The organism is Nocardia sp. NPDC051463 (assembly GCF_040681975.1).
Lineage (GTDB): Bacteria > Actinomycetota > Actinomycetes > Mycobacteriales > Mycobacteriaceae > Nocardia.
In genome coordinates, this window is the sequence record NZ_JBFBAB010000013.1 from 69794 (window position 1) to 91993 (window position 22200).

Below are 22200 nucleotides of genomic sequence, written 5' to 3' on the forward strand. Positions count from 1 at the left end.
CAGCACAGACAGGACTGCACACCGAGATGACAAGCCGCATCGAGCTCGCCCGCGTTGATCTGCGCGGTCGCACTCCCTCCGCTGCCGAGCTGCGCACTGCGCTGCCGCGCGGAGGGGTCGACGTCGACTCGGTATTGCCTCAGGTGCGACCGGTGGTCGAGGCCATCCGTGACCGCGGTGTCTCGGCGGCGCTGGAATTCAGCGAGAAGTTCGACGGCGTGATCCCGCCCGGCGTCCGGGTGCCCGCCGCCGAGCTCGACGCCGCGCTCGACAACCTCGATCCGGCCGTGCGGGCCGCGCTCGAGGTCGCCATCGAACGGACCCGCACGGTGCACGCGGACCAGCGCCGCACCGACACCACCACCGAGGTCGTGCCGGGCGGCACCGTGACCGAGCGTTGGGTGCCGGTCGAGCGGGTCGGCCTGTACGTGCCGGGCGGCAATGCTGTTTACCCGTCCAGCGTCGTGATGAACGTGGTGCCCGCGCAGGCGGCGGGGGTCGATTCCCTTGTCGTCGCCTCGCCGCCGCAGGCACAGTTCGGTGGACTGCCGCACCCGACGATCCTGGCGGCCGCGAAGCTGCTCGGTGTCGAGGAAGTCTGGGCTGTCGGCGGCGCACAGGCCGTCGCACTGCTGTCCTACGGCGGCACCGACACCGATGGCGCCGAGTTGGAGCCGGTCGACCTGATCACCGGCCCCGGCAATATCTACGTCACCGCGGCCAAGCGGTTGTGCCGCGGCCTGGTCGGGATCGATGCCGAGGCGGGCCCGACCGAGATCGCGATCCTGGCCGACGCCGCCGCCGATCCGGTGCATGTGGCCGCCGACCTCATCAGCCAGGCCGAGCACGATGTGCTGGCGGCCAGCGTCCTGGTCACCGACAGCGTCCAGCTGGCCGATGCCGTCGATGCCGCGCTCAGCACGCAGATGACGGTGGTCAAGCACGCGCACCGCGTCGCGGAAGCGTTGCGGGGCAAGCAGTCCGGCACCGTGCTCGTCGACGATATCGAGCAGGGCCTGCGTGTGGTGAATGCTTATGCGGCCGAACACCTCGAGATCCAGACCGTCGATGCTGCCGCCGTGGCGGCACGCGTGCGCAGTGCCGGCGCGATTTTCGTCGGCGCGTACGCGCCGGTCAGTCTCGGCGATTACTGCGCGGGCTCCAACCATGTGCTGCCGACGGCCGGATGTGCCAGGCACTCTTCGGGTTTGAGCGTGCAGACCTTCCTGCGCGGCATCCACGTCGTCGAATACACCGAGGCCGCGTTGAAAGATGTGGCCGGTCATGTGGTCGCGCTGGCCAATGCCGAGGATCTGCCCGCACACGGTCAGGCCGTGCAGGCGCGATTCGAGGCGCTGGCATGACACCGGACATCACCCTGCCCGGCTCCCGAGTAAGCCTGGAGGACCTGCCGCTGCGTGAGAACCTGCGCGGCAAGAAGCCTTACGGCGCACCGCAGTTGACGGTGCCCGTGCAGCTGAACACCAATGAGAACCCGCACCCGCCGAGCCGGGCGCTCATCGATGACGTCGCCGAATCCATTCGCGCCGCGGCCGCCGATCTGCACCGCTACCCGGACCGGGACGCGGTGGCATTGCGGTCGGATCTGGCCGCGTACCTCCGCGGCCAGACCGGTGTCGCGGTGGACACGGCCAACGTCTGGGCGGCCAACGGCTCCAATGAGATCCTGCAGCAGCTGCTGCAGGCTTTCGGCGGGCCGGGCCGCAGCGCACTGGGTTTCGTGCCGTCGTACTCGATGCACCCGATCATCTCCGAGGGCATCGACACCGAATGGATCGAGGCCGAGCGCAGCGCGGATTTCGCTCTCGACATCGATTACGCGCTGACCACCATCGTCGAACGCTCACCGAACGTGGTGTTCGTGACCAGCCCGAACAACCCGACCGGCCACAGCATTGCGCAGGACGATCTGGCACGGATCCTCGACGCGGCGCCCGGCATCGTGGTGGTCGACGAGGCGTACGGCGAGTTCTCTGCCGCGCCCAGCGCGATCGGCCTGATCGACCGGTATCCCACCAAGCTCGTGGTGACCAGGACGATGAGCAAGGCGTTCGCTTTCGCGGGCGGCAGGCTCGGTTACCTGATTGCCGCGCCCGCGGTGATCGACGCGATGCTGCTCGTCCGGCTGCCCTACCACCTGTCGGTGGTGACCCAGGCCGCCGCGCGCGCCGCACTGCGGCATGCCGACGAAACTCTGGCCAGCGTCGCCGAATTGGCTGCCCAGCGCGACCGAGTCGCGGCAGCTCTGCGCGACCTCGGTTTCGACGTGATCCCCAGTGACGCCAACTTCTTGCTGTTCGGCCGGTTCACCGACGCCGCGAAGACCTGGCAGCGCTACTTGGACGAGGGCGTGCTGATCCGCGATGTCGGCATCCCCGGCTATCTGCGCACCACGATTGGTCTGGCCGCGGAGAACGACGAACTGTTGCGTGTCAGCGCCACAGTGGTCGGCACCGACCTGACGCCCCGATGAACAGCCCCGAAGCGAATGGAAGTGAGCATGAGTAGGACAGCGCGGGTGGAGCGGATCACCAAGGAATCCAGCATCGTCGTCGAGCTGGATCTGGACGGAACCGGCAAAACCGAGATCTCCACCGGGGTCCCGTTTTACGACCACATGCTGACCGCGCTCGGTGCACACGCCAGCTTCGACCTGACCGTGCGTGCCGAAGGTGACATCGAGATCGAGGCGCACCACACGGTCGAGGACACCGCGATCGTGTTAGGCCAGGCACTCGGTAAAGCGCTGGGCGACAAATCCGGCATCCGGCGCTTCGGTGACGCGTTCATCCCGATGGACGAGACGCTCGCACACGCGGCGGTCGATGTGTCGGGTCGGCCGTACTGTGTGCACACCGGGGAACCGGATCACCTTCTGCACGCCGTGATTCCCGGCTCGCCGGTGTCGAGTCGCGGCACCGCGGGTGCGCCGTATTCCACTGTGCTCAACCGGCACGTGTTCGAGTCGATTGCCCTCAACGCCCGTATCGCGCTGCATGTGCGGGTGCTCTACGGCCGCGACCAGCATCACATCACCGAGGCCGAATTCAAGGCGGTGGCACGGGCTTTGCGCGCCGCCGTCGAACTGGACCCGCGGGTGAGCGGCGTGCCGTCGACGAAGGGGACGCTGTGACCAAGAGATCCGTTGTCCTGCTCGACTACGGCTCGGGCAACCTGCACTCCGCCGAACGCGCCCTGGTGCGTGCGGGCGCGCAGGTCGAGGTCACCGCGGACCCGGAGGCCGCGCTCGCCGCGGACGGTCTGGTCGTTCCCGGTGTCGGCGCCTACGCCGCCTGTATGGCGGGGCTGCGCAAGGTGCGCGGTGAGCGCATCATCGGCCAGCGCCTCGCCGGCGGTCGCCCGGTGCTCGGCATCTGCGTCGGCATGCAGATCCTGTTCGAGCGTGGCGTCGAATTCGGTGTCGAAACCGAGGGCTGCGCCGAATGGCCCGGCGTCGTCGAACGCCTCTCAGCCCCGGTGCTGCCGCACATGGGCTGGAACACCGTCGCCGCGCCACACGACAGCACCCTCTTCGCGGGCATGGACGCCGACACCCGCTTCTACTTCGTCCACTCCTATGCCGCCCAAACCTGGGACCTCCCACCGAGCGAACATTTCGCCTCGCCCAAGCTCACCTGGGCCGAGCACGGTGTGCCGTTCCTGGCGGCCGTCGAAAACGGACCACTCGCGGCGACCCAGTTCCACCCCGAGAAGTCCGGCGACGCGGGCGCACAGCTACTGCGCAACTGGGTGGGCTCGCTGTAGACAGGGCCGGAGGCGAGTTGGGTGGCTGTTATTGCCGAACGGTAGGTTCGGAACCTGGGATGCAGCGGCGAACACCGACAGCGAATTCGCCGAGCACTCCGAACGCCGAGTCACGGCTCACGATCCGCCGCTCGGGGGGCCGTGCCATCTGCCCTTGTGGAATGAACTCCACGCGCCGTTCGCCAATTTGTCGTAATACCCTCGCATGTCGCCTCCGAGAACCGCGTTGGGTTGAGCGCCGTAGATGTCGCCCAGCTCCTGAACTGCATCGTTCCAGGTTGTCGATCCCTCGGTGACATTGTTGAATACGCGCTGCGCGGACTGAACCACCTTGTTGTCGGCGTACCCGCTGTCGATATCAGGTCCGCCGTTGTCCATTATTTCGCGCCGTGTTCTGGCTCCCTCCAGGTGGGCTGTTCCATCGCGGTTCAACAACTTTCGTACCTGTCTTGGTTTCCACGTCTCGAGGGTTTCTCCCGGCTCCGGTGGCGCAAGAGTCATTGGGAGACTGCTTCTGCGCGTATATCCCACCTGGCGCGCCAAGTGATGAATCGAATCGATGGGGGTGAGGGGGATCGTGGTAAAGGCAGCCGCCGACGCCGCACCCGGTAACGGTGCCACGATCGTCTCAGTATTGGGCGCTTCCGTCATCGCGAGGTCGGGGTTGTCACCAGGAACCCGTGGCAGCCGGCTCTGCCCGGGGTGGCTATGGGCGGATGCCGATAGACCACAGGGGCGTGGTCTCCACCCGTGACAGCCGCCAGCCTTCGCCGGTGCGGAGCGCGTCGAAACTATAGATCTCGCCGAGGATGTACTGCGGCTGCGGTGGGGTCTTCGCATCGGTGGGTGCGGGGGCGAAGGTGGCGATGAGATTGGCTCGGACGTTGGCGGTGGAGCCCTTGATATCGATCATCACATTGCTGATGAAGTGCTGAATCCGCCTGTCATCGGAGTGGTTTCGGCTGGCTTGTGCGATCAGCGCGTCCCGGCCTTCGGCCTTGCCGCCGGGAGTCTTCGCGGTGGCCTCGGCGGTGTAGATGGTGTGGAAGTCGTCGAAGCGCCCCTCGTCCAGGGCACGGCCCAGCTGGTCGACCAGGACGGTGATCTGGTTGCGGTCCACCAGGTCTCGCAGTTCATGCCGCGTCGGCTTATCGTCGTACATGCGGCAGCGAGCGCGGCAAGCGAAAGGGCGGCCACGGCCAATGCGATACGGATCTTGTTCATGGGGGAACCTCTCGACCTAAATGTTGGTTGATCCAATGTTGGTTGTGCCAACATATCAATCGTGGGTGCAACCAACAAACATTGCTGGATTGGCCTGATGGACATCGCGCACGAAGGTGCACCGTGCAGGCCGCGCGCCCGCCCGACGAAGCTGGTCGATCAGGTGGCCATCGTGGCCGACCGGGCGGCCGAGCGGGCCTGGGAAACCACAGGGTCGCATCGCCACCACTACGCCCTGCTCGTCGTGCTGCGGGAATTGGGCCCGGCCAGTCAGGCTGATCTGGGCAGCCGCACCCGCATCGATCGCAGCGACATCGTCGCCGCCCTCAACGACCTCGCCGAGCGTGGATTCGTCGAGCGCAGCCCCGATTCCGCCGACCGCCGCCGGAATATCGTCACTCTCACCAATGCGGGCACTCGTCACATCGAGCAGCTGGATCAGGGACTCGACGGCGCCTTCCCTGCCGATCTCGGCGTCGGCGTTTCCAGTGTGCTGCGATGCGAGTTCCCCAGGGGCGGGTGCGAGCTCACGAGACGATGTTGTGTGCGGCGCCTTCGGTCGCGCAGGTTTGTCGGGGCAGCATGGAGACGAGGCCGGACGGTGGCGCTACTGAAACGCTCCGGGTAGAGGGAAGTTCGCCGACGACCCAGACCTGCCCGCTCAGCGCTTCACCGAGTGACCGTGGAACCGGGCCCGGTCGGCAGCCTCGAGCCCCGCTTCCCAGCCCTCGGCACTGCGGATCGTGATGCCGCGGCTGCGCACCGCGGGGAAGAGAGCGTCGAAAGCCTCGTCCACGGTGCGCTGACGGCGCGCGAGCACCGGCAACAGCCGTGCGGCATCGGCGGATTCGGCGATCGCGCTCTCGTTCGTCGCCGCGAGGCGTTCACCGATCCGGGTGGCGTACGCGGTGAGGAACGCCTTGCGGAAGGCACGCGACCGCGACTCGTCGCTGCGGGTGGTCTGGTTACCGGTGGCGATCATCGCCCTGGTCGCTTGCACGAGCAGTGACGTCGTCAGCAGTTCGACGGCGTCCAGATCGCTGTCGTCGCCTACCACGGTCATGAACTCCCACGCCGCGACGAAGATCGCGCGGCAGCGGTTGGCCCGGGTGACCACCTCGACGAGTAGAGCCTTGGCCTCCACATAGGGAGTGTCCAGCCAGATCCTGCGGGCACCGGGCAGATCGGGCACAGAGGTGTCCGCCTCGACGAGCACGCGGTCGAGGGCATGCTTGGTCATCAGCTGCTGAGCCTTGGCCGACAAGGTCTCGGCCTCCTCGGGGAACGAGGTCGACTCCGCCTTCGCGAGCAGCCCGCGGACGCGGCCGAGCACCTTCGCGTCGACGCCGTGGTGCGCGGCCGGATGCACATTCGCCGCGCCGGGCAACGGTCGAATCAGCTCCACCTTCGGCAGCTGGACCAGCAGCGCAAGTGCCGCCACGACAGTCGTCAGCGCTTCGGTGTCGGTCAGCAGTTGACGGGTCGCCCACTGGCGGAGGTGCGGTTGCGTCTGCGCCCACCACGTGTCGGCCGCCAGCTCGTCGAGCTGGGTGCGCCAGGTCGCATCCACCAGTTCGGGCGCGAATGGCGCGAGATGGGCGGCCATCACGTCGGTGAGGTAGCCGACCGCGAACTCGTCGACGCGTCGACGGGCTGCCTGATGAACGTCCCTCGGCAGCCAGCCGTACCGAAAGACCCGATCAACGATGCGCTGACCAGCCAGTCGTACGCCGTCCGCCAGCTCGTTCGTCAGCGGACCGGAACCGACAAGCTGTTCGATGAAGCGCTGCACCGCAACGGTATTACCTTGCGTCGATGCCACGGCCGCCGCCGTGATCGCCTCGGCGATCCGCTCTGGATCCGAGGAAACTACGCCGGCGTCCAGCGCCGGATTGTCGGTACGGGCCGCCCGCCCGGTTCGGCGTCGCCGATTCTGTTTGCCCATGATCGCCGCTCCCTTCTCGACGACCGGCTGTCTCGGGGTCGCGCGCCGCCGCTGCCGGCGCGGGTGACCAGCGCTGCCATAATGCACGCGCCGGCCGATCGAAGACCATCCGACACCTGGGCAGCCAGCTCGGGGAGGTTGTTCCAATCGGTGATCAGGGCGCATATCCGCAGGCCGGAGGTGGGGGGCGCGGAGCATGCAACTAAGCTGCTGGCGTGAGTCTTGTGCTGCTACCTGCTGTCGATGTCGCCAATGGTGAGGCCGTGCGCCTCGTGCAGGGGGAGGCGGGCAGCGAAACCAACTACGGCTCGCCCCGCGATGCGGCACTGGCGTGGCAGGAAGCCGGTGCGGAGTGGGTGCATCTGGTCGATCTCGATGCGGCCTTCGGTCGCGGCTCCAACCGGGAACTGCTCGCCAAGGTGGTCGGCGAGCTCGATGTGCAGGTGGAGCTGTCCGGCGGCATTCGTGACGACGAATCGCTCGAGGCCGCACTCGGCACCGGCTGCGCTCGCGTGAACCTCGGGACCGCCGCGCTGGAGGACCCGCAGTGGTGCGCCCGGGCACTCGCCAAGTACGGCGAGCGCATCGCCGTCGGACTCGACGTGCGCATCATCGACGGCGAGCACCGGCTGCGCGGCCGCGGCTGGGTCAGCGACGGCGGCGACCTGTGGGAGGTGCTCGAGCGCCTGGAACGCGACGGCTGCACCCGCTATGTCGTCACCGATGTGACCAAAGACGGCACGCTCACCGGCCCCAACCTGGACCTGCTGCGCGAGGTCTGCGCCGCGACCGACGCACCGGTCATTGCCTCGGGCGGCGTGTCAACCATCGAAGACCTGATCGCGATCTCCGAGCTGGTGCCCGAGGGCGTGGAGGGGTCGATCGTCGGCAAGGCGCTGTACGCGGGCCGCTTCACGCTGCCCGAAGCGCTGGCCGCGGTGCGCTGAGCCTGCGACCCGATGGCTGCCGCCCGCTCGAATTCCGAACTTTCGTCCCTGCTGGCTCTCGCGAGCGAGATTCTCGATGCCGCCAGTGCGCGCTTCGTCGAGGGTGTCGGCGCGCCGAGCGCGGTTGCCAAGGGCCGCAACGACTTCGCCACCGAACTCGATCTGGAGTTGGAGCGCACCATCTCGGCGCGACTCGAGCAGCAGACCGGAATCGAGGTGCACGGTGAAGAATTCGGCGGCCCGCAGCTGACCTCGGGCACCGCCTGGGTGCTCGATCCGATCGACGGTACCTTCAATTACTCCTCCGGGCATCCGCTGTCGGGCATGCTGCTCGCGCTGGTGCACGACGGTGAACCGCTGCTCGGGCTGACCTGGCTGCCGGTTCTCGACCGGCGGTACGCCGCCATGTCCGGTGGTCCGGTCTTGCTCGACGGAAAGCCGTTGCCGCCCTTGCCGCAAGCCAAACTGGCGGAGGCGATGATCGGATTCGGCGCGTTCAACGTGGATTCCAACGGTCGCATCCCCGGTCGCTTCCGATTCGATCTGCTCGGCCCGCTGAGCAGGTTGTCCTCGCGGGTACGGATGCACGGCTCGACCGGTATCGATTTGGCCTTCACCGCGTCCGGTGTGCTGGGTGGGGCGATCGTGTTCGGGCACCACCCCTGGGACAACGCCGCGGGCGTGGCGCTGGTGCGCGCCGCGGGGGGCGTGGTGACCGATCTGGCAGGCGAGCCGTGGACCATTACCTCGGGTTCGGTGCTCGCCGCCGCGCCGGGGGTCCATGAAGAACTCCTGGACATGATCTGCTCGGTCGCCGACGAAGCATGAGCCGCAGCAGTACTCGCAGTTTCCGAGGAAGGATAAGCCGATGACGTTGGCCGTACGCGTGATTCCGTGTCTCGATGTCGATGCGGGCCGGGTGGTCAAGGGCGTCAAGTTCGAAAACCTGCGTGATGCGGGCGATCCGGTCGAACTGGCCGCCGCCTACGACCTCCAGGGCGCCGACGAGCTGACCTTCCTCGATGTCTCCGCCTCCACGAGCGACCGCGGCACCATGATCGATGTGGTGACCCGCACCGCCGAGCAGATCTTCATCCCACTCACCGTCGGCGGTGGGGTGCGTACCGTCGAGGATGTCGACCGGCTGTTGCGCGCGGGCGCGGACAAGGTCTCGGTCAACACCGCCGCCATCGCCAGGCCGGAGGTGCTGCGCGAAATGTCGGAGCGGTTCGGTTCCCAGTGCATCGTGCTGTCGGTGGACGCCCGCACCGTTGCGCAGGGCCAACCCGACACCCCGTCGGGCTGGGAGGTCACCACACACGGCGGCAAGCGCGGCACGGGCATCGACGCTGTCGAATGGGCCGTGCGCGGCGCCGAACTCGGCGTCGGGGAGATCCTGCTCAACTCGATGGACGCCGACGGTACCAAAGCGGGCTTCGACCTGCCCATGATCCGGGCGGTGCGCGCCGCGGTGTCGGTGCCGGTGATCGCCAGCGGGGGAGCGGGCGCGATCGAGCACTTCGCCCCGGCCGTGCACGCCGGCGCCGATGCGGTGTTGGCCGCCAGCGTGTTCCACTTCGGTGATCTCACCATCCCACAGGTCAAACACGCTATGCGGACCGAGGGCATCGTCGTCAGGTAGGTTGTGCCGACCTGGCTATGGGCAATGCCTCGAGCTAGGGTCTTGCTGCTCGCTCGAAGGTCTGCGATCGGAGGAACGGCGTGCTGGGTGAAGGTGAGCTGTTCGCTGGATACCGCATCGAACGCCTGCTGGGCCAGGGCGGCATGGGGTCGGTGTATCTGGCCAGGCATCCGCGGTTGCCGCGCTCGATGGCCTTGAAGCTGCTCAACCTGGAGTTGTTCAGCGACAATGAGATCAAGGCCCGGTTCGAACGCGAGGCGGATCTGGTTGCCCAGCTGGACCATCCGAATATCGTCACGGTGTTCGATCGCGGTGTCGAGGACGAGCAGCTGTGGATCTCCATGCAGTACGTCGACGGCATCGACGCCTCGACGGTCGATCGGCGCAAACTGCCGCCGACGCGGGCGGCTCAGATCGTTGCCGAAACCGCAAAGGCATTGGATTTCGCGCACGGCAGCGGAGTCCTGCACCGTGATGTGAAGCCGGCCAATATTCTGCTCGCCCGCGCGACCGGCGGTCAGGAGCGGGTATTTCTCACCGACTTCGGCATCGCCCGGTTGCGCGACGACGCCGGCCATCTGACCTTGACCGGCACCTTCACCGCCACGTTGGCTTACGCCGCGCCCGAGCAGCTGACCGGTGCTGCGATGGACGGCCGCGCGGACCAGTACGCGCTGGCCTGCACGCTGCACTGGCTGCTGACCGGCGCGGCGCCGTTCGAAGCGCCGAGCCCGCCCGCGGTGATCCAGGGCCATCTCCAAGTCCCGCCGCCTCGCGTCACCGCACGGCGCGCCGACCTCCCAGCGGCATTGGACGAGGTGCTGATCCGGGCCCTCGGCAAGCGCCCCGCCGACCGCTACGGCTCCTGCACCGAGTTCGCCGAGGCGGTGTACCGAGCACTGCACATGTCGGCCCCCCACGCGATGCCCGTGACAGGCCAGGCCGGCCCGGTCGCGACCGCTGCGCCGATGCACTCACCCGCGCAGCAGCATGCGCCCCTGAATCCGCAGCCCTACCCGAGCCCGCAGTCTTCTCCAGGCTCGCAGCCCTACCGGAATGCGCAGCCTTACCCGAGCCAGCAGGGCTCCCAGGGCTCACAACCGCACCTGAATTCGCAGCCCTACCAGGGCTCGCAGCCGTACCCGAGCGTGCAGCCACACGTGAGCCCGCAGTCTTCTCCGGGCTCGCAGCCCTATCGGGGTTCACCGCCCCACCCGAGCCCACAGCTTCCCCTGAATCCGCACCACCCAGGTCCGCAGTCTCAGGCCGCGCCCGGATATCCCACTGCCACAGGGCAACCCGCTGGCTTCTCGGCGAGCCCGCCGCCGTATGGTCTCCAGACACCGCCCAGCTCCGGTTCCGGGGGAACGGCATTGGTCGTCCTCGGTATCGTGGTGCTGATCGTCGTCATAGTTGTCATTGCCCTCCTTGTCTGAGACTTGCCCCGGCCCGAATCGGCCGGCCGGGTCTACGCGAAACATTCTGAGTGCGAACGGATCGGCGTTTCAGGCCCCCGGTGCTCGCAGCAGCGGCGGCGGCCGCAACCAGGCCTCGATGACACGCCTGGTCGGCAGGCTCGACGCCGCGCTCGTGTACCGCGACGTGTCCGATGATCGGCGCGGCGTCTGCACGGAAATCACCGACGCGGGCCGTGCGCGCTATCGGGCGCGCGGTGAACCTAGCGGACAACCCTGACCGCCGCACTGAACGACGCACGGACTGGTGTCGCTGCGTCGCAATCTGCCCGTCTCAGCCGGACAGAGGCGGCAAAGCCCGGCGCAGCGCAGGCGTGTGCCGAACAATGGGCCCGGCCCCTGTATAACGGTGGCATGACTCTCGACCCCGCCATCGCCGCCCGGCTCAAGCGCAACGACGCGGGCCTCGTGTCCGTGGTCGCGCAGGAGCGCGGCAGCGGCGACGTGCTGATGGTCGCCTGGATGGACGACGAAGCCCTGGCCAGGACACTGGAAACGCGCAAGGCGACCTACTATTCGCGCTCACGTCAGCAGTACTGGGTCAAAGGTGAGACCTCCGGCCACACCCAGTACGTGCACGAGGTCCGCCTCGACTGCGACGGTGACACCATTTTGCTGGTCGTCGCCCAGGAGGGCGCGGCCTGTCACACCGGCACGCACACCTGTTTCGACTCCGACGTGTTGCTCGCCGACAAGGCCTGAGTCACCACACGTCGGGAAGGCAGTACGAACTGTCCGCGCTCGGCAGGTCGGCAGGCGCCGGTACTAGGGCGTCGGCGGCTGCTCGGTCCCGTTCTCGGTGGGCGGCGCAGCGTCACCGTGACTCAATGCATCGGCCAGCTGGGTCGACAGCACTTCGCTGAGGTCGGCCAGCTGCGCTGTCTGATGCGGATCGAGGCCATCGAACACCATCCGGCGCACGGCATCCTGATAGCCGGGAGCTGCCTCGACCACCTTCGAATAGCCGGCGTCCGTCAGAACGGCATGCACACCGCGTCGCCCGGCGGTCGCTGAGCGCTCGGCCCAGCCCATCCGCTCCATCTTCGACACAACATGCGACAGTCGCGATAGCGATGCATTTGCCTTGTGGGCCAGATCACTCATCTGCAACCGGTGGCCGGGTTCTTCGGACAGCAGGGTGAGTACCCAATATTCGAAGTGCGTGATCCCGGACTCGCGCTGCAGCTGGGTGTCCAAAGCGCCTGGTAGCCGAGTCATCAGCGCCACGATCGCACGCCAAGCTCGCTGTTCGACGGGATCGAGCCACTTCGTCACTGGTTGCCTTCTTTCGAGCCAAGTGACGTGTTTTGTTAGTGAGCCTAGCGATTTATTGAAAGTCATATTCACAGTCACCCGCGACACTGAGTTTGCCACGACTTCGCTCGACCGTCATGAAGTTTGCTGCGTGACGTGAGGTCACTCACATGCCATCGGGGCGTGTCGGTGCGCTGCCCTGAGTGAACTTCGGTGGCCCCGGCGTGGCGGACCGGGGCGGCCGAGCCGACGTCACCGGCTCAGCGGAATGCTTGCGCCGCCATCCGCGCCGGACGACGACGAGCACCACGAGCAGGAAGACAGCCAGTGCGACGATGGCGCCGACCAGTGACGCGCCTCGGAAGGCGGGCGCATCGACATCGAGAATCCGCTGCCCGGCGTGGGCGGCGCTGTTGTCGCCGAGCACGATGCTCAGCGTCATGAGATTCGGGATCGCGGCGATCACCGCGAGCCCGCCCGCCGCACCCGCGATCACCTTGCCTGCGCGACGACGCCACACGAGTGCCGCAAGCAACATCAGGAAAAGCGGTATGGCGGTCAACAATCCGCCGTAGACGAGCCCCCAGCCGATGCCCTTGCCGAAGCTGCCGCTCACCAATTCCGCGATGCGCTGTGCCCACCACCGTGGGATGAAGGCGGCAAGGATGAAGTAGGCGACGACCAGTACGGCGATGACCGCCAGGCCGCCGAGAATCCTCGTGCGCCACGTGGCCAGCGTGGATTTCTGCCCGTCCGGCCGAACCTCGCTCGAAGTCATGAATTCAGCGTAGGCCGGGCCATCTGCGGTGAGGTGATCATCGACTCGGCGTTTTCGAGACGCCGTCTCGAGTATATCGGTGTCGGCGCTTACCGGACGCGCTCGCGCAGGAACTTCAGCGCCTCGTCGGCATGCACAGTGGCTCGGAACTCGCCGGTGATGATCTTGCGGACGGTGCGATCAGGGTCGATGACGAAGGTGTGCCGCTTCACCGGCGCGAGCTTGCCGAGCAGGCCCCGCTTGACGCCGAACTGCGCGGCCACCATGCCCTCGACATCCGAGAGCAGGGGGTAGCCGAGATTCTGCTTGGTCGCGAACCCTGCCTGGGTATCGACGCCGTCGGCACTGATGCCGACCGGCGAGGCGCCCACTGTGGCGAATTCGCCGGCAAGATCGCGAAAGTGGCAGGCCTCGGCCGTGCAGACCGGGGTGTTGGCGGCGGGATAGAAGAACAGCACCACGGGACCGTCCGCGAGCAAGGCGTCGAGCGAACGTCGGGTGCCGGACTGATCTGGAAGCTCGAACTGCGGTGCGAGCTGGCCTATCTGCATATCGGCGACAGTACCGGGCGATGCGTCGGTGCGGATGCCATGATGCCTGCCCGGATCCCGCCACCCCGTGCTTTCGTCTCATGTCGCCCTGCGCGCGGTGGGGTGTACGAGTTGTATTCCGGCTTTCGCTGGATCGGCGGGAGAAACCTGGGATGACGGTGCCGATAGATTCGGTCGCTATCTGCCGATGAGTGCGGCGACCTCGGGGTTCTCGGTCGGCATGTCATCGACAATGCCGTGCGCGCGCAGGAGCGCCTGGAAGTGGATAACGCGTGCGACATGGAACGTCGCAAGGGTAGGGACGCCGCCCGCAGCCCGGGATTCGCGTGCGAACCGGACGGCTTGTTTACGACCGGTCGGGCCTGCGCAGGGCGGCTGAGTCGCTGCCACAGCGGCCTGGGATGATGGAGCAATGCCTGGCGCGTCCACTCCCACCACCACGACCCGCGAACAGTTCCATCAGCTTGCCGCGGAACATCGGGTGGTTCCGGTGATCCGGAAAGTGCTGGCGGACTCCGAAACTCCGCTGTCGGCCTATCGCAAGCTGGCCGGCGATCGGGCAGGCACCTTCCTGTTCGAATCCGCGGAGAACGGACGCTCCTGGTCGCGCTGGTCGTTCATCGGCGCGGGCAGTCCCTCGGCGCTGACCGTCGTCGACGGCGTGGCCGCCTGGCTCGGCAACATCCCCGTCGACGCGCCATCGGGTGGCGATCCGCTGATGGCGCTGCGCGAGACACTGCAACTGCTCGAGACCGAGCGGCTGCCCGGCCTGCCGCCACTGACCGGGGGCATGGTGGGTTACCTCGGCTACGACGCGGTGCGCAGGATCGAACGGCTGCCCAGCCTCGCCCTCGACGATCTGGAATTGCCGGAGATGGTGCTGCTGCTCGCCACCGATCTGGCGGCGTTCGACCACCACGAGGGCGCGATCACCCTCATCGCCAACGCGGTCAACTGGAACGGCACCGCCGAGCGAGTCGATGAGGCCTATGACGACGCGGTCGCGCGGCTGGATCGGATGACCCACGCGCTCGCCGCGCCGTCGGAGTCCACCGTGTCGGTCTTCGACCAGCCCGAGCCGCACTATCGGCGCAAGCGCACCTCCGAGGAGTTCGGCGCCGGAGTGCGCCGTCTGGTCAAGGAGATCGAGGCGGGCGAGGCTTTCCAGGTGGTGCTGTCGCAGCGCTTCGAAATGGACTACGACGGCGCCCCGATCGACCTGTACCGCATGCTGCGCGCCTCGAACCCGAGTCCGTACATGTACCTGATGCACATCCCCGACGGCGCGGGCGGCACCGCGTTCTCCATCGTCGGTTCCAGCCCGGAAGCTCTGGTGACCGTGAAAGACGGTGTGGCGACCACACATCCGATCGCGGGTACCCGCTGGCGCGGTGCCACCGAGGAGGACGACCTGCTGCTGGAGAAGGGGCTGCTCGCCGACGAGAAGGAGAACGCCGAGCACCTCATGCTCGTCGATCTCGGCCGCAATGATCTCGGCCGGGTTTGTCAGCCCGGCACCGTGCGGGTCACCGAGTACCGGCACATCGAGCGCTACAGCCACGTCATGCACCTGGTGTCGACGGTGCACGGCAGACTCGCGCCCGGCAAGATCGCGCTGGACGCGGTGCGGGCCTGTTTCCCGGCGGGGACGCTGTCGGGCGCGCCGAAGGTGCGCGCGATGGAACTCATCGAAGAACTCGAGCCGACCCGGCGCGGAGTGTACGGCGGTGTCGTCGGCTATCTGGATTTCGCGGGCGACGCGGATACCGCCATAGCCATTCGCACCGCGCTGCTCAAGGACGGCACCGCTTACGTCCAGGCGGGTGCGGGCGTGGTCGCGGACTCCGATCCCGACTATGAGGACGTCGAATCCCGGAACAAGGCGATGGCGGTGCTCAAGGCGATCGCGGCCGCCAAGACAGTTCGGGCATACGGCACCGAGCCGGGAAGCGAGAACGGCAGCGCGGGATGAGTGCAGCGGAGCGGAACGACCAGGGGACCGATGCCGAGGCGAGCGTGGTCGATACGGCCGCGCCTCGGCGCAAGCACCCTATCGGCGCGATCATGTTGCTGGCGATCGCGGCGGCCGCGCTCTGGGGTTCGTCGCGGCTGACCTGGGTGACGGTGTCGTCCACGGACGGGCTCACCGAGCCGCGCACCGACCATCTCAACGGCGGTGTCTGGTTCGGCGCGCTGACCCCGCTGGCGCTGGTGCTGCTCGCCGCGATCGCGGCCGTGCTCGCTACTCGTGGCTGGCTGCGTCGGATATTCGGCGTACTGATCGGCCTGGTCGCCGCGGTGACCGCCGTACCGGCCTTCGCCCTGCTGACCAAGTCCGGCGCGACGGCGGCCCGCGCCGCCACCCTGGCCGAACTACCCGGCCGGGCAACAGTCACCGAGGTGGTCACGGCGCCCTTACCCGCGGTGCTCGCGCTGCTCGGTGCGCTGGCGGCTTTTACGGCCGGCGTACTGCTCGCCAGGATGCCGCAGGAGGCCGCGCAACTGTCCGGCAAATATGACAACCCGGTGTTCCGGCGGGCCGCGGCTACCGAGCAGGTGACGCAGCGACGGGCGGAAGACGCTGCCGCCGGGGCGAATTCGGCCTCGGGACAGCTTTCCGAGCGCGTGCTATGGGACGCGCTCGACGCGGGCACCGACCCGACGGAGGAAGCCGGGCCGCCACGAGATGATCAGGGCAAACATGCCGAGTGAAGTGTCTGGGCAGGTCCCGACAAACCCCGGCGCGAGAGCGCAGCAAGCAGCCATTTATTCTTTGTCAGCATCGGTGAGACAGCGCCTGGGGGGATTCTCAGGCAGCAAGTTGCGTCTCCCCAGAAAGGATTCGAGCCAGATGACGGTACTCGACTCGATTCTCGACGGGGTCCGCGCGGATGTCGCCGCTCGGGAAGCCCTCCTGGACTTCCAGGCAATCAAGGCCGCGGCAGCGGCGGCGCCGTCGCCGCTGGACGCCCGCGCCGCACTCCTCGAGGACGGCATCGGCGTCATCGCCGAGGTCAAGCGGGCCAGCCCGTCCAAAGGGGAACTCGCGGACATTCCGGACCCGGCCAGCCTGGCCAAGGCGTATGAAGACGGCGGTGCGCGCATCATCAGCGTGCTGACCGAAGGTCGCCGCTTCCACGGCTCGCTCGACGATCTCGACGCCGTCCGCGCCACGGTGACCATCCCGATCCTGCGCAAAGATTTCGTCGTCGGGCCGTACCAGATCCATGAGGCCCGCGCGCACGGTGCCGACGTCATCCTGCTGATCGTGGCGGCCCTCGAGCAGGACGTGCTGTCCTCGCTCATAGATCGCACCGAATCGCTCGGCATGACTGCGCTCGTCGAGGTGCACACCGAAGAAGAGGCCGACCGCGCACTCGAGGCGGGCGCCTCGGTAATCGGCGTGAACGCCCGCAACCTCAAGACGCTCGAGGTCGATCGGGACGTGTTCGCACGTATCGCGCCCGGCCTGCCCACCGAGGTCATCCGGATCGCCGAGTCCGGCATCCGTGGCACCGGCGACCTGCTGGCCTACGCGGGTGCGGGTGCGGATGCCGTGCTGGTCGGCGAGGGCCTGGTGACCAGTGGCGATCCCCGCGCCGCCGTCTCCGAGTTGGTGACCGCGGGCACCCACCCGTCCTGCCCGAAGCCCGCGCGGCGGGGCCGGTGACAGCGGTGACAGCATTGCCGCAGGCCAGCGCAGGCGTCGCGCACAAGAGCACACATGAGCCCGACGCCGGTGGACACTTCGGCGTGTACGGCGGCAGGCATGTCCCCGAGGCGCTGATGGCAGTGATCGAGGAGGTCACCGCCGAGTACGAGAAGTGCAGGCTCGACCCCTCGTTCCTGGACGAGCTCGACCGGCTACAGCGCGACTACACCGGCCGGCCTTCGCCGGTCTTCGAGTGCACCCGGCTTGCCGAGCATGCCGGTGGTGCCCGCATTCTGCTCAAGCGTGAAGACCTGAACCACACCGGCTCGCACAAGATCAACAATGTGCTCGGTCAAGCACTGCTCGCCAAGCGAATGGGCAAGACACGGGTCATCGCGGAAACCGGCGCGGGCCAGCACGGCGTCGCCACGGCCACGGCATGCGCGCTGCTCGGTCTCGAATGCATCATCTACATGGGCGCGGTCGACACTGCACGGCAGGCGCTGAACGTCGCCCGCATGCGGCTGCTCGGCTCCGAGGTGGTGTCGGTGACCACCGGATCGCAAACCCTCAAGGACGCCATCAACGAGGCGCTGCGCGACTGGGTGTCCAACGCGGACGACACGTACTACTGCTTCGGCACCGCAGCGGGCCCGCATCCGTTCCCTCTGATGGTGCGTGACTTCCAGCGCGTTGTCGGCCTGGAAGCCCGCGCCCAGGTGCTGTCCTCGACCGGACGGCTCCCGGACGCGGTCGTGGCTTGCGTCGGCGGCGGCTCCAACGCGATAGGCATCTTCCACCCCTTCCTCGACGATGCGGGCGTCCGGCTGGTCGGCTTCGAGGCGGCCGGTGACGGCGTCGAAACCGGGAGGCACGCGGCCACTTTCACCGGCGGCACACCCGGCGCCTTCCAGGGCGCCTACTCGTACCTGCTGCAGGACGATGATGGCCAGACCATCGAATCGCACTCCATCTCGGCGGGTTTGGACTATCCGGGCGTCGGCCCCGAACACGCCTACCTCAAGGACATCGGGCGCGCCGAGTACCGGCCGGTCACCGATACCGAGGCGATGGACGCGCTGCTGCTGCTCAGCCGCTCCGAGGGCATCATCCCGGCGATCGAGTCCGCGCACGCGGTGGCCGGCGCGCTGCAACTCGGCAAGGAACTGGGCAAGGGCGCGATCATCCTGGTGAACCTGTCGGGCCGTGGCGACAAGGACATGGACACGGCGGCGACCTGGTTCGGGCTCTTCGACGAACCCGACGTCGACAAGGAGAGCGTCGAATGAGTCAGCAGTCCCGCCTCGCCAACACTTTCGCCGCCTGCCGCGCCGAGAACCGCGCCGCGCTGGTCGGCTACCTGCCCGCCGGTTATCCGGACCTCGCAGGCTCCATCGACGTGGTGCGTGCGATGGTCGAATCCGGTTGCGACATAGTCGAAGTCGGCGTCGCGTACTCCGACCCGGTGATGGACGGGCCGACCATCCAGGCAGCCGCGGAGCAGGCGCTGCGCGGCGGGGTCCGGGTGCACGAGGTGTTCTCGGTGGTCGAGGCGATCACCGCGGCGGGCGGCAAGGCCGTCGTGATGAGCTACTGGAACCCGGTGCTGAAGTACGGGGTCGACAGGTTCGCGCGCGATCTGGCCGCGGCGGGCGGGGCAGGCATCATCACCCCGAACCTGATCCCGGACGAGGCCGACGACTGGTTCGTCGCCTCGGCCGCGCACGACCTGGATCGGATCTTCCTGGTCGCGCCGTCCTCCACCGAGGAACGCCTGGTGAAAACGCTGGAAGCGAGCCGAGGGTTCATCTACGCGGCATCGACCATGGGCGTCACCGGCGCTCGCGATGTGGTGTCTTCCGCGGCGCCCGCGCTGTGTGCGCGGATTCGGGCCCATTCCGATATCCCGATCGGCGTCGGTCTCGGTGTGCGCTCGGGCGCGCAAGCGGCCGAAATCGCTTCGTATGCAGACGGTGTCATAGTCGGCTCGGCGCTGGTGAGCGCCGCCGCCGAGGGGCTGGACGCGGTGCGCGCGCTGACCGAGGAACTGGCCGAGGGCGTCCGGTCCGCAACCGTCGCGTCCTGACACAGTGCGGCGAACCGTTCGACCGGCCGCTGCCACTCAGCTATGAGTGAGCCCTGCTGCAGGCAAGCTTCGGTGCCGCACCGACAGTTCGATGCCGCAGAGCAGTGTCTGGTGTCCGATCGGACACCAGCGCTGAACCGCCGGACCCGCGCCACCGTATGAACAAGCATGACCGCACCGAAGCGGTCGCCGCTGCCGCGACCGGTGGTGGTGAGCCTGCTCGTATTCTTTGTTTTCGCACCGTGTGTCGCGGGGCTGACCCGGGCCGAGCCGATCGTTGTCGAAGCTCTGGCTGCCGTCGGGGCCGGGTTGCTGAGCCTCGGTGTCGGCGCCGCGGTGTGGTGGTGGCAACGTCGCACATAACGCTCCGCTACGGTTGGCCCCGTGACCTTACGAGTCCTCGCAGACAGCGTCCTGAGCAATGGTGGCGTCACGGCTGATGTGCTCGCCTACATTCCCAGTCCGGCACAGGGTGTGTGGCAGATCGGGCCGTTTCCGCTCCGGGCCTACGCCCTATGCATCATCCTCGGCATCGTCGTTGCCATCTGGTGGGGCGAGCGGCGCTGGCGCGAACGTGGCGGGCAGCCCGGCGCGATCCTGGATGTCGCGATGTTCGCGGTGCCCTTCGGTCTCGTCGGCGGCAGGCTCTATCACGTGGCCACCGACTGGCAGAAGTATTTCGGTGCCGACGGCCATCCGATCGACGCGCTGAAGATCTATCAGGGTGGCCTCGGCATCTGGGGTGCGGTGTTCCTCGGCGGCGTCGGTGCGTGGATCGGCTGCCGGGTGTACCGAATCCCCTTGCCCGCCTTGGGCGATGCGGTCGCGCCCCCGATCCTGCTCGCGCAGGCCATCGGCCGCGTCGGCAACTACTTCAACCAGGAACTGTACGGGCGCGAGACCGACCTGCCCTGGGGCCTGGAGATCTACCTGCGCTTCGACGACGACGGCAGGCTCGACCCGATGAACGGTGTCTCCACCGGTGTCGTCGACAAGATCGTGCACCCCACGTTCCTTTACGAATTGCTGTGGAACCTGCTGATCGTGGTGCTGCTGGTACAGATCGACAAACGCTACCGAATCGGCCACGGCAGGCTGTTCGCGTTGTACGTCGCCGGCTACTGCGTCGGCCGCTTCTTCGTCGAGCTGATGCGCGACGACGAGGCCACCAAGCTCGCGGGGATCCGAATCAATTCGTTCACCTCCGCCCTGGTATTCCTGGCCGCCGTCGCCTATTTCGTCTTCGCGACGAAGGGCCGCGAGACCGCCGATCAGCTGCAACCCAGCACCGGATCGCGTCCGTGGCCATGGCAGATCGCCGCTCTGCGCGCCGCCGCCGCGCAGCAGGCGACCGCCGAGACCTCCGACGCCGCGTCGACAGACGAGGACGTGGCGCAGCAGCGGGACGCGGTGACCGGCAAGGACACGGGATCGGCGGAAGCCACCGACGGTGACACGGATGCCGAGGCGATCACCGCCGACGATTCGGACAATGCCGTCGAGCTGGACAAGTCCGAGCCAACTGACGAGCCCGAGAAGGCAACCGCCGCAGCGAAGGACACCCCGTCCGCGGCGTCCACCAGCTCCGAGAAGTCCACCGAGTCCGCCGAGGCGGAATCCCTCGCAAAGCCGACGACCGGCACTGTTCCGGAGCAGAAGGACACTGCCGCCGAGCGGAAGTAGCCGCCAATTCTGCGTGCACGGCAACATCGCGGGCACCGTGCGCGATATGTACCGAGACGAGCGACGTCGGTCGCCGGACTGCCGAGCCGAAGCGACAGGGCGACAAATCATGTCGGTTCCGGCAAGAATGTCTCGCGATCGTCGCGGCAGTCGCTCGGCAGATCGCACGGCCGGGCCAGCATAGGGTGCCCGCACAAATGAGGAGGACATTTAGTGACCGACCCTTACAGCTCAGGACCACAGTACGGCCCGCCCGGTACCGGGCCGGACTTGAACAAGCCGGCGGACCCGAGCCAGCCGCAATATCCGAGCCAGCCGCAGTACCCGAGCCAGCCGCAGTACCCGAGCCAGCCGCAGTATCCGCAGGTCGATTCGTACGGCCAGCCGCAGTACGGTCAGCCCGCCGACCCGTACGCACAGCAGCCGGGCGGCTACGGGCAGCCGGGGGGCTACCCATCCGCGCCGTACCCGCAGCCGCAGGGGTACAACCCACACGATCCGGAAGCGCCCTACGGGCGTGACCAGTTCGGTGTGCCCCTCTCCGACAAGCAGAAGCTGGTCGCCGGCCTGCTGCAGATCTTTCTCGGCAGCTTCGGAGTCGGCCGCTTCTACCTCGGCCACAACGGGCTCGGCATCGCACAGGCAGTGGTCGGTGTTGCCTCCTGCTTCACCGTTGGCTGGATCTGGGGTGTGATCGACGGGATCCTGATTCTGACAGGCAAAGTGCCGGACGCCAACGGACGCCCGTTGCGGGAATGAACCGGTCGGCGAGCCGGAACAACTGACTACGGGCACTATTGTGTGCGCGCCGTCCGATTTCCGGTGCCGCTGTGTCCATCCGTTCCGAGAATTGTTCTGCCACTTGGTATCGACGCATCGATACCAAGATCGGTCCCATCTATTTTCGGATTTCTTCAGCGGATGTGGTTTCACCGTGTCGTGCCACGCGGTCGATGCGGTTTGCTACTGACCTCGATGCGGTGCGTCACACCTGCACTGCCGTGAGTGATCGCGTTGTCGAGGATGTTGCTGTTGCTCATCGAGGGGTAACCCGCGGCCGGATCGGCCGGTGCCGAACCGGCAGGTGACATCGGTCGCGGGTGTCTCGGGCTGCTTGGTCGAGATCCGGCTGTGTCCGCCCTCGGGTCGACAGCGCCGAGTGCCATATTCGACGCAT

At 67.4% G+C, this 22200-nt stretch carries 26 protein-coding genes; 19 read left to right on the forward strand and 7 right to left on the reverse strand.

Translation table 11 applies throughout. From position 1 onward, the window contains the following. Positions 1-26 precede the first annotated feature (26 nt). Genes hisD through hisH form a run of 4 tightly spaced genes read left to right on the forward strand, consistent with a single transcriptional unit; the run spans position 27 to position 3786 of the window. Positions 27-1364, forward strand: a complete 1338-nt coding sequence (gene hisD / locus AB0M74_RS18680; RefSeq protein WP_366527507.1) for a histidinol dehydrogenase — start codon at positions 27-29, stop codon at positions 1362-1364. Continuing rightward, positions 1361-2494, forward strand: coding sequence for a histidinol-phosphate transaminase (locus AB0M74_RS18685; protein WP_366527508.1), 1134 nt, complete (start codon positions 1361-1363; stop codon positions 2492-2494). Before hisD ends, AB0M74_RS18685 begins: the two co-directional genes overlap by 4 nt. 27 nt (positions 2495-2521) lie before the next feature. Beyond that, the gene (gene hisB / locus AB0M74_RS18690; RefSeq protein ID WP_366527509.1) at positions 2522-3154 is read left to right on the forward strand and encodes an imidazoleglycerol-phosphate dehydratase HisB; all 633 of its coding nucleotides are present in this window, start codon (positions 2522-2524) and stop codon (positions 3152-3154) included. Next, positions 3151-3786, forward strand: a complete 636-nt coding sequence (gene hisH, locus AB0M74_RS18695) for an imidazole glycerol phosphate synthase subunit HisH (RefSeq protein WP_366527510.1) — start codon at positions 3151-3153, stop codon at positions 3784-3786. Before hisB ends, hisH begins: the two co-directional genes overlap by 4 nt. A gap of 117 nt (positions 3787-3903) precedes the next feature. On the opposite strand, the gene AB0M74_RS18700 is transcribed toward hisH, so the two are convergent. Both AB0M74_RS18700 and AB0M74_RS18705 read right to left on the reverse strand, forming a co-directional pair. Continuing rightward, positions 3904-4287 carry a hypothetical protein gene (locus tag AB0M74_RS18700; RefSeq protein WP_366527511.1) on the reverse strand — a complete coding sequence of 128 codons (384 nt, stop codon included), beginning with the start codon at positions 4285-4287 and terminating at the stop codon, positions 3904-3906. 205 nt (positions 4288-4492) lie between these two features. Then, positions 4493-4948 (reverse strand): nuclear transport factor 2 family protein, encoded by a 456-nt coding sequence (locus tag AB0M74_RS18705; RefSeq protein WP_366527512.1) that lies wholly within the window; start codon positions 4946-4948, stop codon positions 4493-4495. A gap of 159 nt (positions 4949-5107) precedes the next feature. On the opposite strand from AB0M74_RS18705, the gene AB0M74_RS18710 reads away from it, so the two are divergent. Then, positions 5108-5638: a MarR family transcriptional regulator gene (locus AB0M74_RS18710; RefSeq protein ID WP_366527513.1), complete on the forward strand. Its 531-nt coding sequence runs from the start codon at positions 5108-5110 to the stop codon at positions 5636-5638. A gap of 33 nt (positions 5639-5671) precedes the next feature. Here the strand turns inward: AB0M74_RS18710 and AB0M74_RS18715 are convergent, their stop codons facing one another. Further along, the gene (locus AB0M74_RS18715) at positions 5672-6955 is read right to left on the reverse strand and encodes a DUF2786 domain-containing protein (protein WP_366527514.1); all 1284 of its coding nucleotides are present in this window, start codon (positions 6953-6955) and stop codon (positions 5672-5674) included. Positions 6956-7170: 215 nt separating this feature from the next. On the opposite strand from AB0M74_RS18715, the gene priA reads away from it, so the two are divergent. The 6 genes from priA (at position 7171) to hisI (ending at position 11721) form a co-directional block, all read left to right on the forward strand. After that, positions 7171-7902, forward strand: coding sequence for a bifunctional 1-(5-phosphoribosyl)-5-((5-phosphoribosylamino)methylideneamino)imidazole-4-carboxamide isomerase/phosphoribosylanthranilate isomerase PriA (gene priA / locus AB0M74_RS18720; RefSeq protein ID WP_328411571.1), 732 nt, complete (start codon positions 7171-7173; stop codon positions 7900-7902). 12 nt (positions 7903-7914) lie between these two features. Further along, on the forward strand, positions 7915-8730 hold the full coding sequence (locus tag AB0M74_RS18725) for an inositol monophosphatase family protein (protein ID WP_366527515.1): 816 nt from the start codon (positions 7915-7917) through the stop codon (positions 8728-8730). A gap of 40 nt (positions 8731-8770) precedes the next feature. Further along, entirely contained in the window at positions 8771-9544 is a 774-nt protein-coding gene (hisF, locus tag AB0M74_RS18730; protein ID WP_366527516.1) for an imidazole glycerol phosphate synthase subunit HisF, read from the forward strand. A gap of 80 nt (positions 9545-9624) precedes the next feature. Then, complete coding sequence (locus AB0M74_RS18735; protein WP_366527517.1) at positions 9625-10980, forward strand: protein kinase; 1356 nt, start codon at positions 9625-9627, stop codon at positions 10978-10980. A gap of 118 nt (positions 10981-11098) precedes the next feature. Then, positions 11099-11239, forward strand: a complete 141-nt coding sequence (locus tag AB0M74_RS18740) for a hypothetical protein (protein ID WP_366527518.1) — start codon at positions 11099-11101, stop codon at positions 11237-11239. A 134-nt stretch (positions 11240-11373) separates the two neighbouring features. Continuing rightward, complete coding sequence (hisI, locus tag AB0M74_RS18745; RefSeq protein WP_366527519.1) at positions 11374-11721, forward strand: phosphoribosyl-AMP cyclohydrolase; 348 nt, start codon at positions 11374-11376, stop codon at positions 11719-11721. A gap of 63 nt (positions 11722-11784) precedes the next feature. Here the strand turns inward: hisI and AB0M74_RS18750 are convergent, their stop codons facing one another. The 4 genes from AB0M74_RS18750 to AB0M74_RS18765 all read right to left on the reverse strand — a co-directional run bounded on the left by AB0M74_RS18750 (position 11785) and on the right by AB0M74_RS18765 (position 13992). Beyond that, a complete protein-coding gene (locus tag AB0M74_RS18750; RefSeq protein WP_366527520.1) occupies positions 11785-12294 on the reverse strand; it encodes a MarR family winged helix-turn-helix transcriptional regulator in 510 nt (169 codons plus the stop codon). Between the two features lie 145 nt (positions 12295-12439). Further along, positions 12440-13051: a permease gene (locus AB0M74_RS18755; protein WP_366527521.1), complete on the reverse strand. Its 612-nt coding sequence runs from the start codon at positions 13049-13051 to the stop codon at positions 12440-12442. Positions 13052-13140: 89 nt separating this feature from the next. Then, on the reverse strand, positions 13141-13602 hold the full coding sequence (locus tag AB0M74_RS18760; RefSeq protein WP_366527522.1) for a peroxiredoxin: 462 nt from the start codon (positions 13600-13602) through the stop codon (positions 13141-13143). 177 nt (positions 13603-13779) lie between these two features. After that, positions 13780-13992, reverse strand: coding sequence for a hypothetical protein (locus tag AB0M74_RS18765; protein ID WP_366527523.1), 213 nt, complete (start codon positions 13990-13992; stop codon positions 13780-13782). A gap of 22 nt (positions 13993-14014) precedes the next feature. Here AB0M74_RS18765 and AB0M74_RS18770 point away from each other — a divergent pair, with 22 nt between their 5' ends. The 8 genes from AB0M74_RS18770 (at position 14015) to AB0M74_RS18805 (ending at position 21782) form a co-directional block, all read left to right on the forward strand. Further along, a complete protein-coding gene (locus AB0M74_RS18770) occupies positions 14015-15574 on the forward strand; it encodes an anthranilate synthase component I (protein WP_366527524.1) in 1560 nt (519 codons plus the stop codon). Further along, a complete protein-coding gene (locus AB0M74_RS18775) occupies positions 15571-16314 on the forward strand; it encodes a TIGR02234 family membrane protein (protein WP_366527525.1) in 744 nt (247 codons plus the stop codon). Before AB0M74_RS18770 ends, AB0M74_RS18775 begins: the two co-directional genes overlap by 4 nt. Positions 16315-16453: 139 nt before the next feature. Continuing rightward, complete coding sequence (gene trpC / locus AB0M74_RS18780) at positions 16454-17272, forward strand: indole-3-glycerol phosphate synthase TrpC (protein ID WP_328411591.1); 819 nt, start codon at positions 16454-16456, stop codon at positions 17270-17272. Continuing rightward, positions 17269-18543, forward strand: a complete 1275-nt coding sequence (gene trpB, locus AB0M74_RS18785) for a tryptophan synthase subunit beta (RefSeq protein WP_366527526.1) — start codon at positions 17269-17271, stop codon at positions 18541-18543. The genes trpC and trpB overlap by 4 nt, the downstream gene beginning before the upstream one ends. Then, positions 18540-19340 carry a tryptophan synthase subunit alpha gene (gene trpA / locus AB0M74_RS18790; RefSeq protein WP_366527527.1) on the forward strand — a complete coding sequence of 267 codons (801 nt, stop codon included), beginning with the start codon at positions 18540-18542 and terminating at the stop codon, positions 19338-19340. Before trpB ends, trpA begins: the two co-directional genes overlap by 4 nt. 168 nt (positions 19341-19508) lie before the next feature. Beyond that, positions 19509-19703, forward strand: a complete 195-nt coding sequence (locus AB0M74_RS18795) for a hypothetical protein (RefSeq protein ID WP_366527528.1) — start codon at positions 19509-19511, stop codon at positions 19701-19703. Between the two features lie 21 nt (positions 19704-19724). Beyond that, positions 19725-21023 (forward strand): prolipoprotein diacylglyceryl transferase, encoded by a 1299-nt coding sequence (gene lgt, locus AB0M74_RS18800; RefSeq protein ID WP_366527529.1) that lies wholly within the window; start codon positions 19725-19727, stop codon positions 21021-21023. 213 nt (positions 21024-21236) lie between these two features. Then, on the forward strand, positions 21237-21782 hold the full coding sequence (locus AB0M74_RS18805) for an NINE protein (protein ID WP_366527530.1): 546 nt from the start codon (positions 21237-21239) through the stop codon (positions 21780-21782). Positions 21783-22200: the final 418 nt, after the last annotated feature.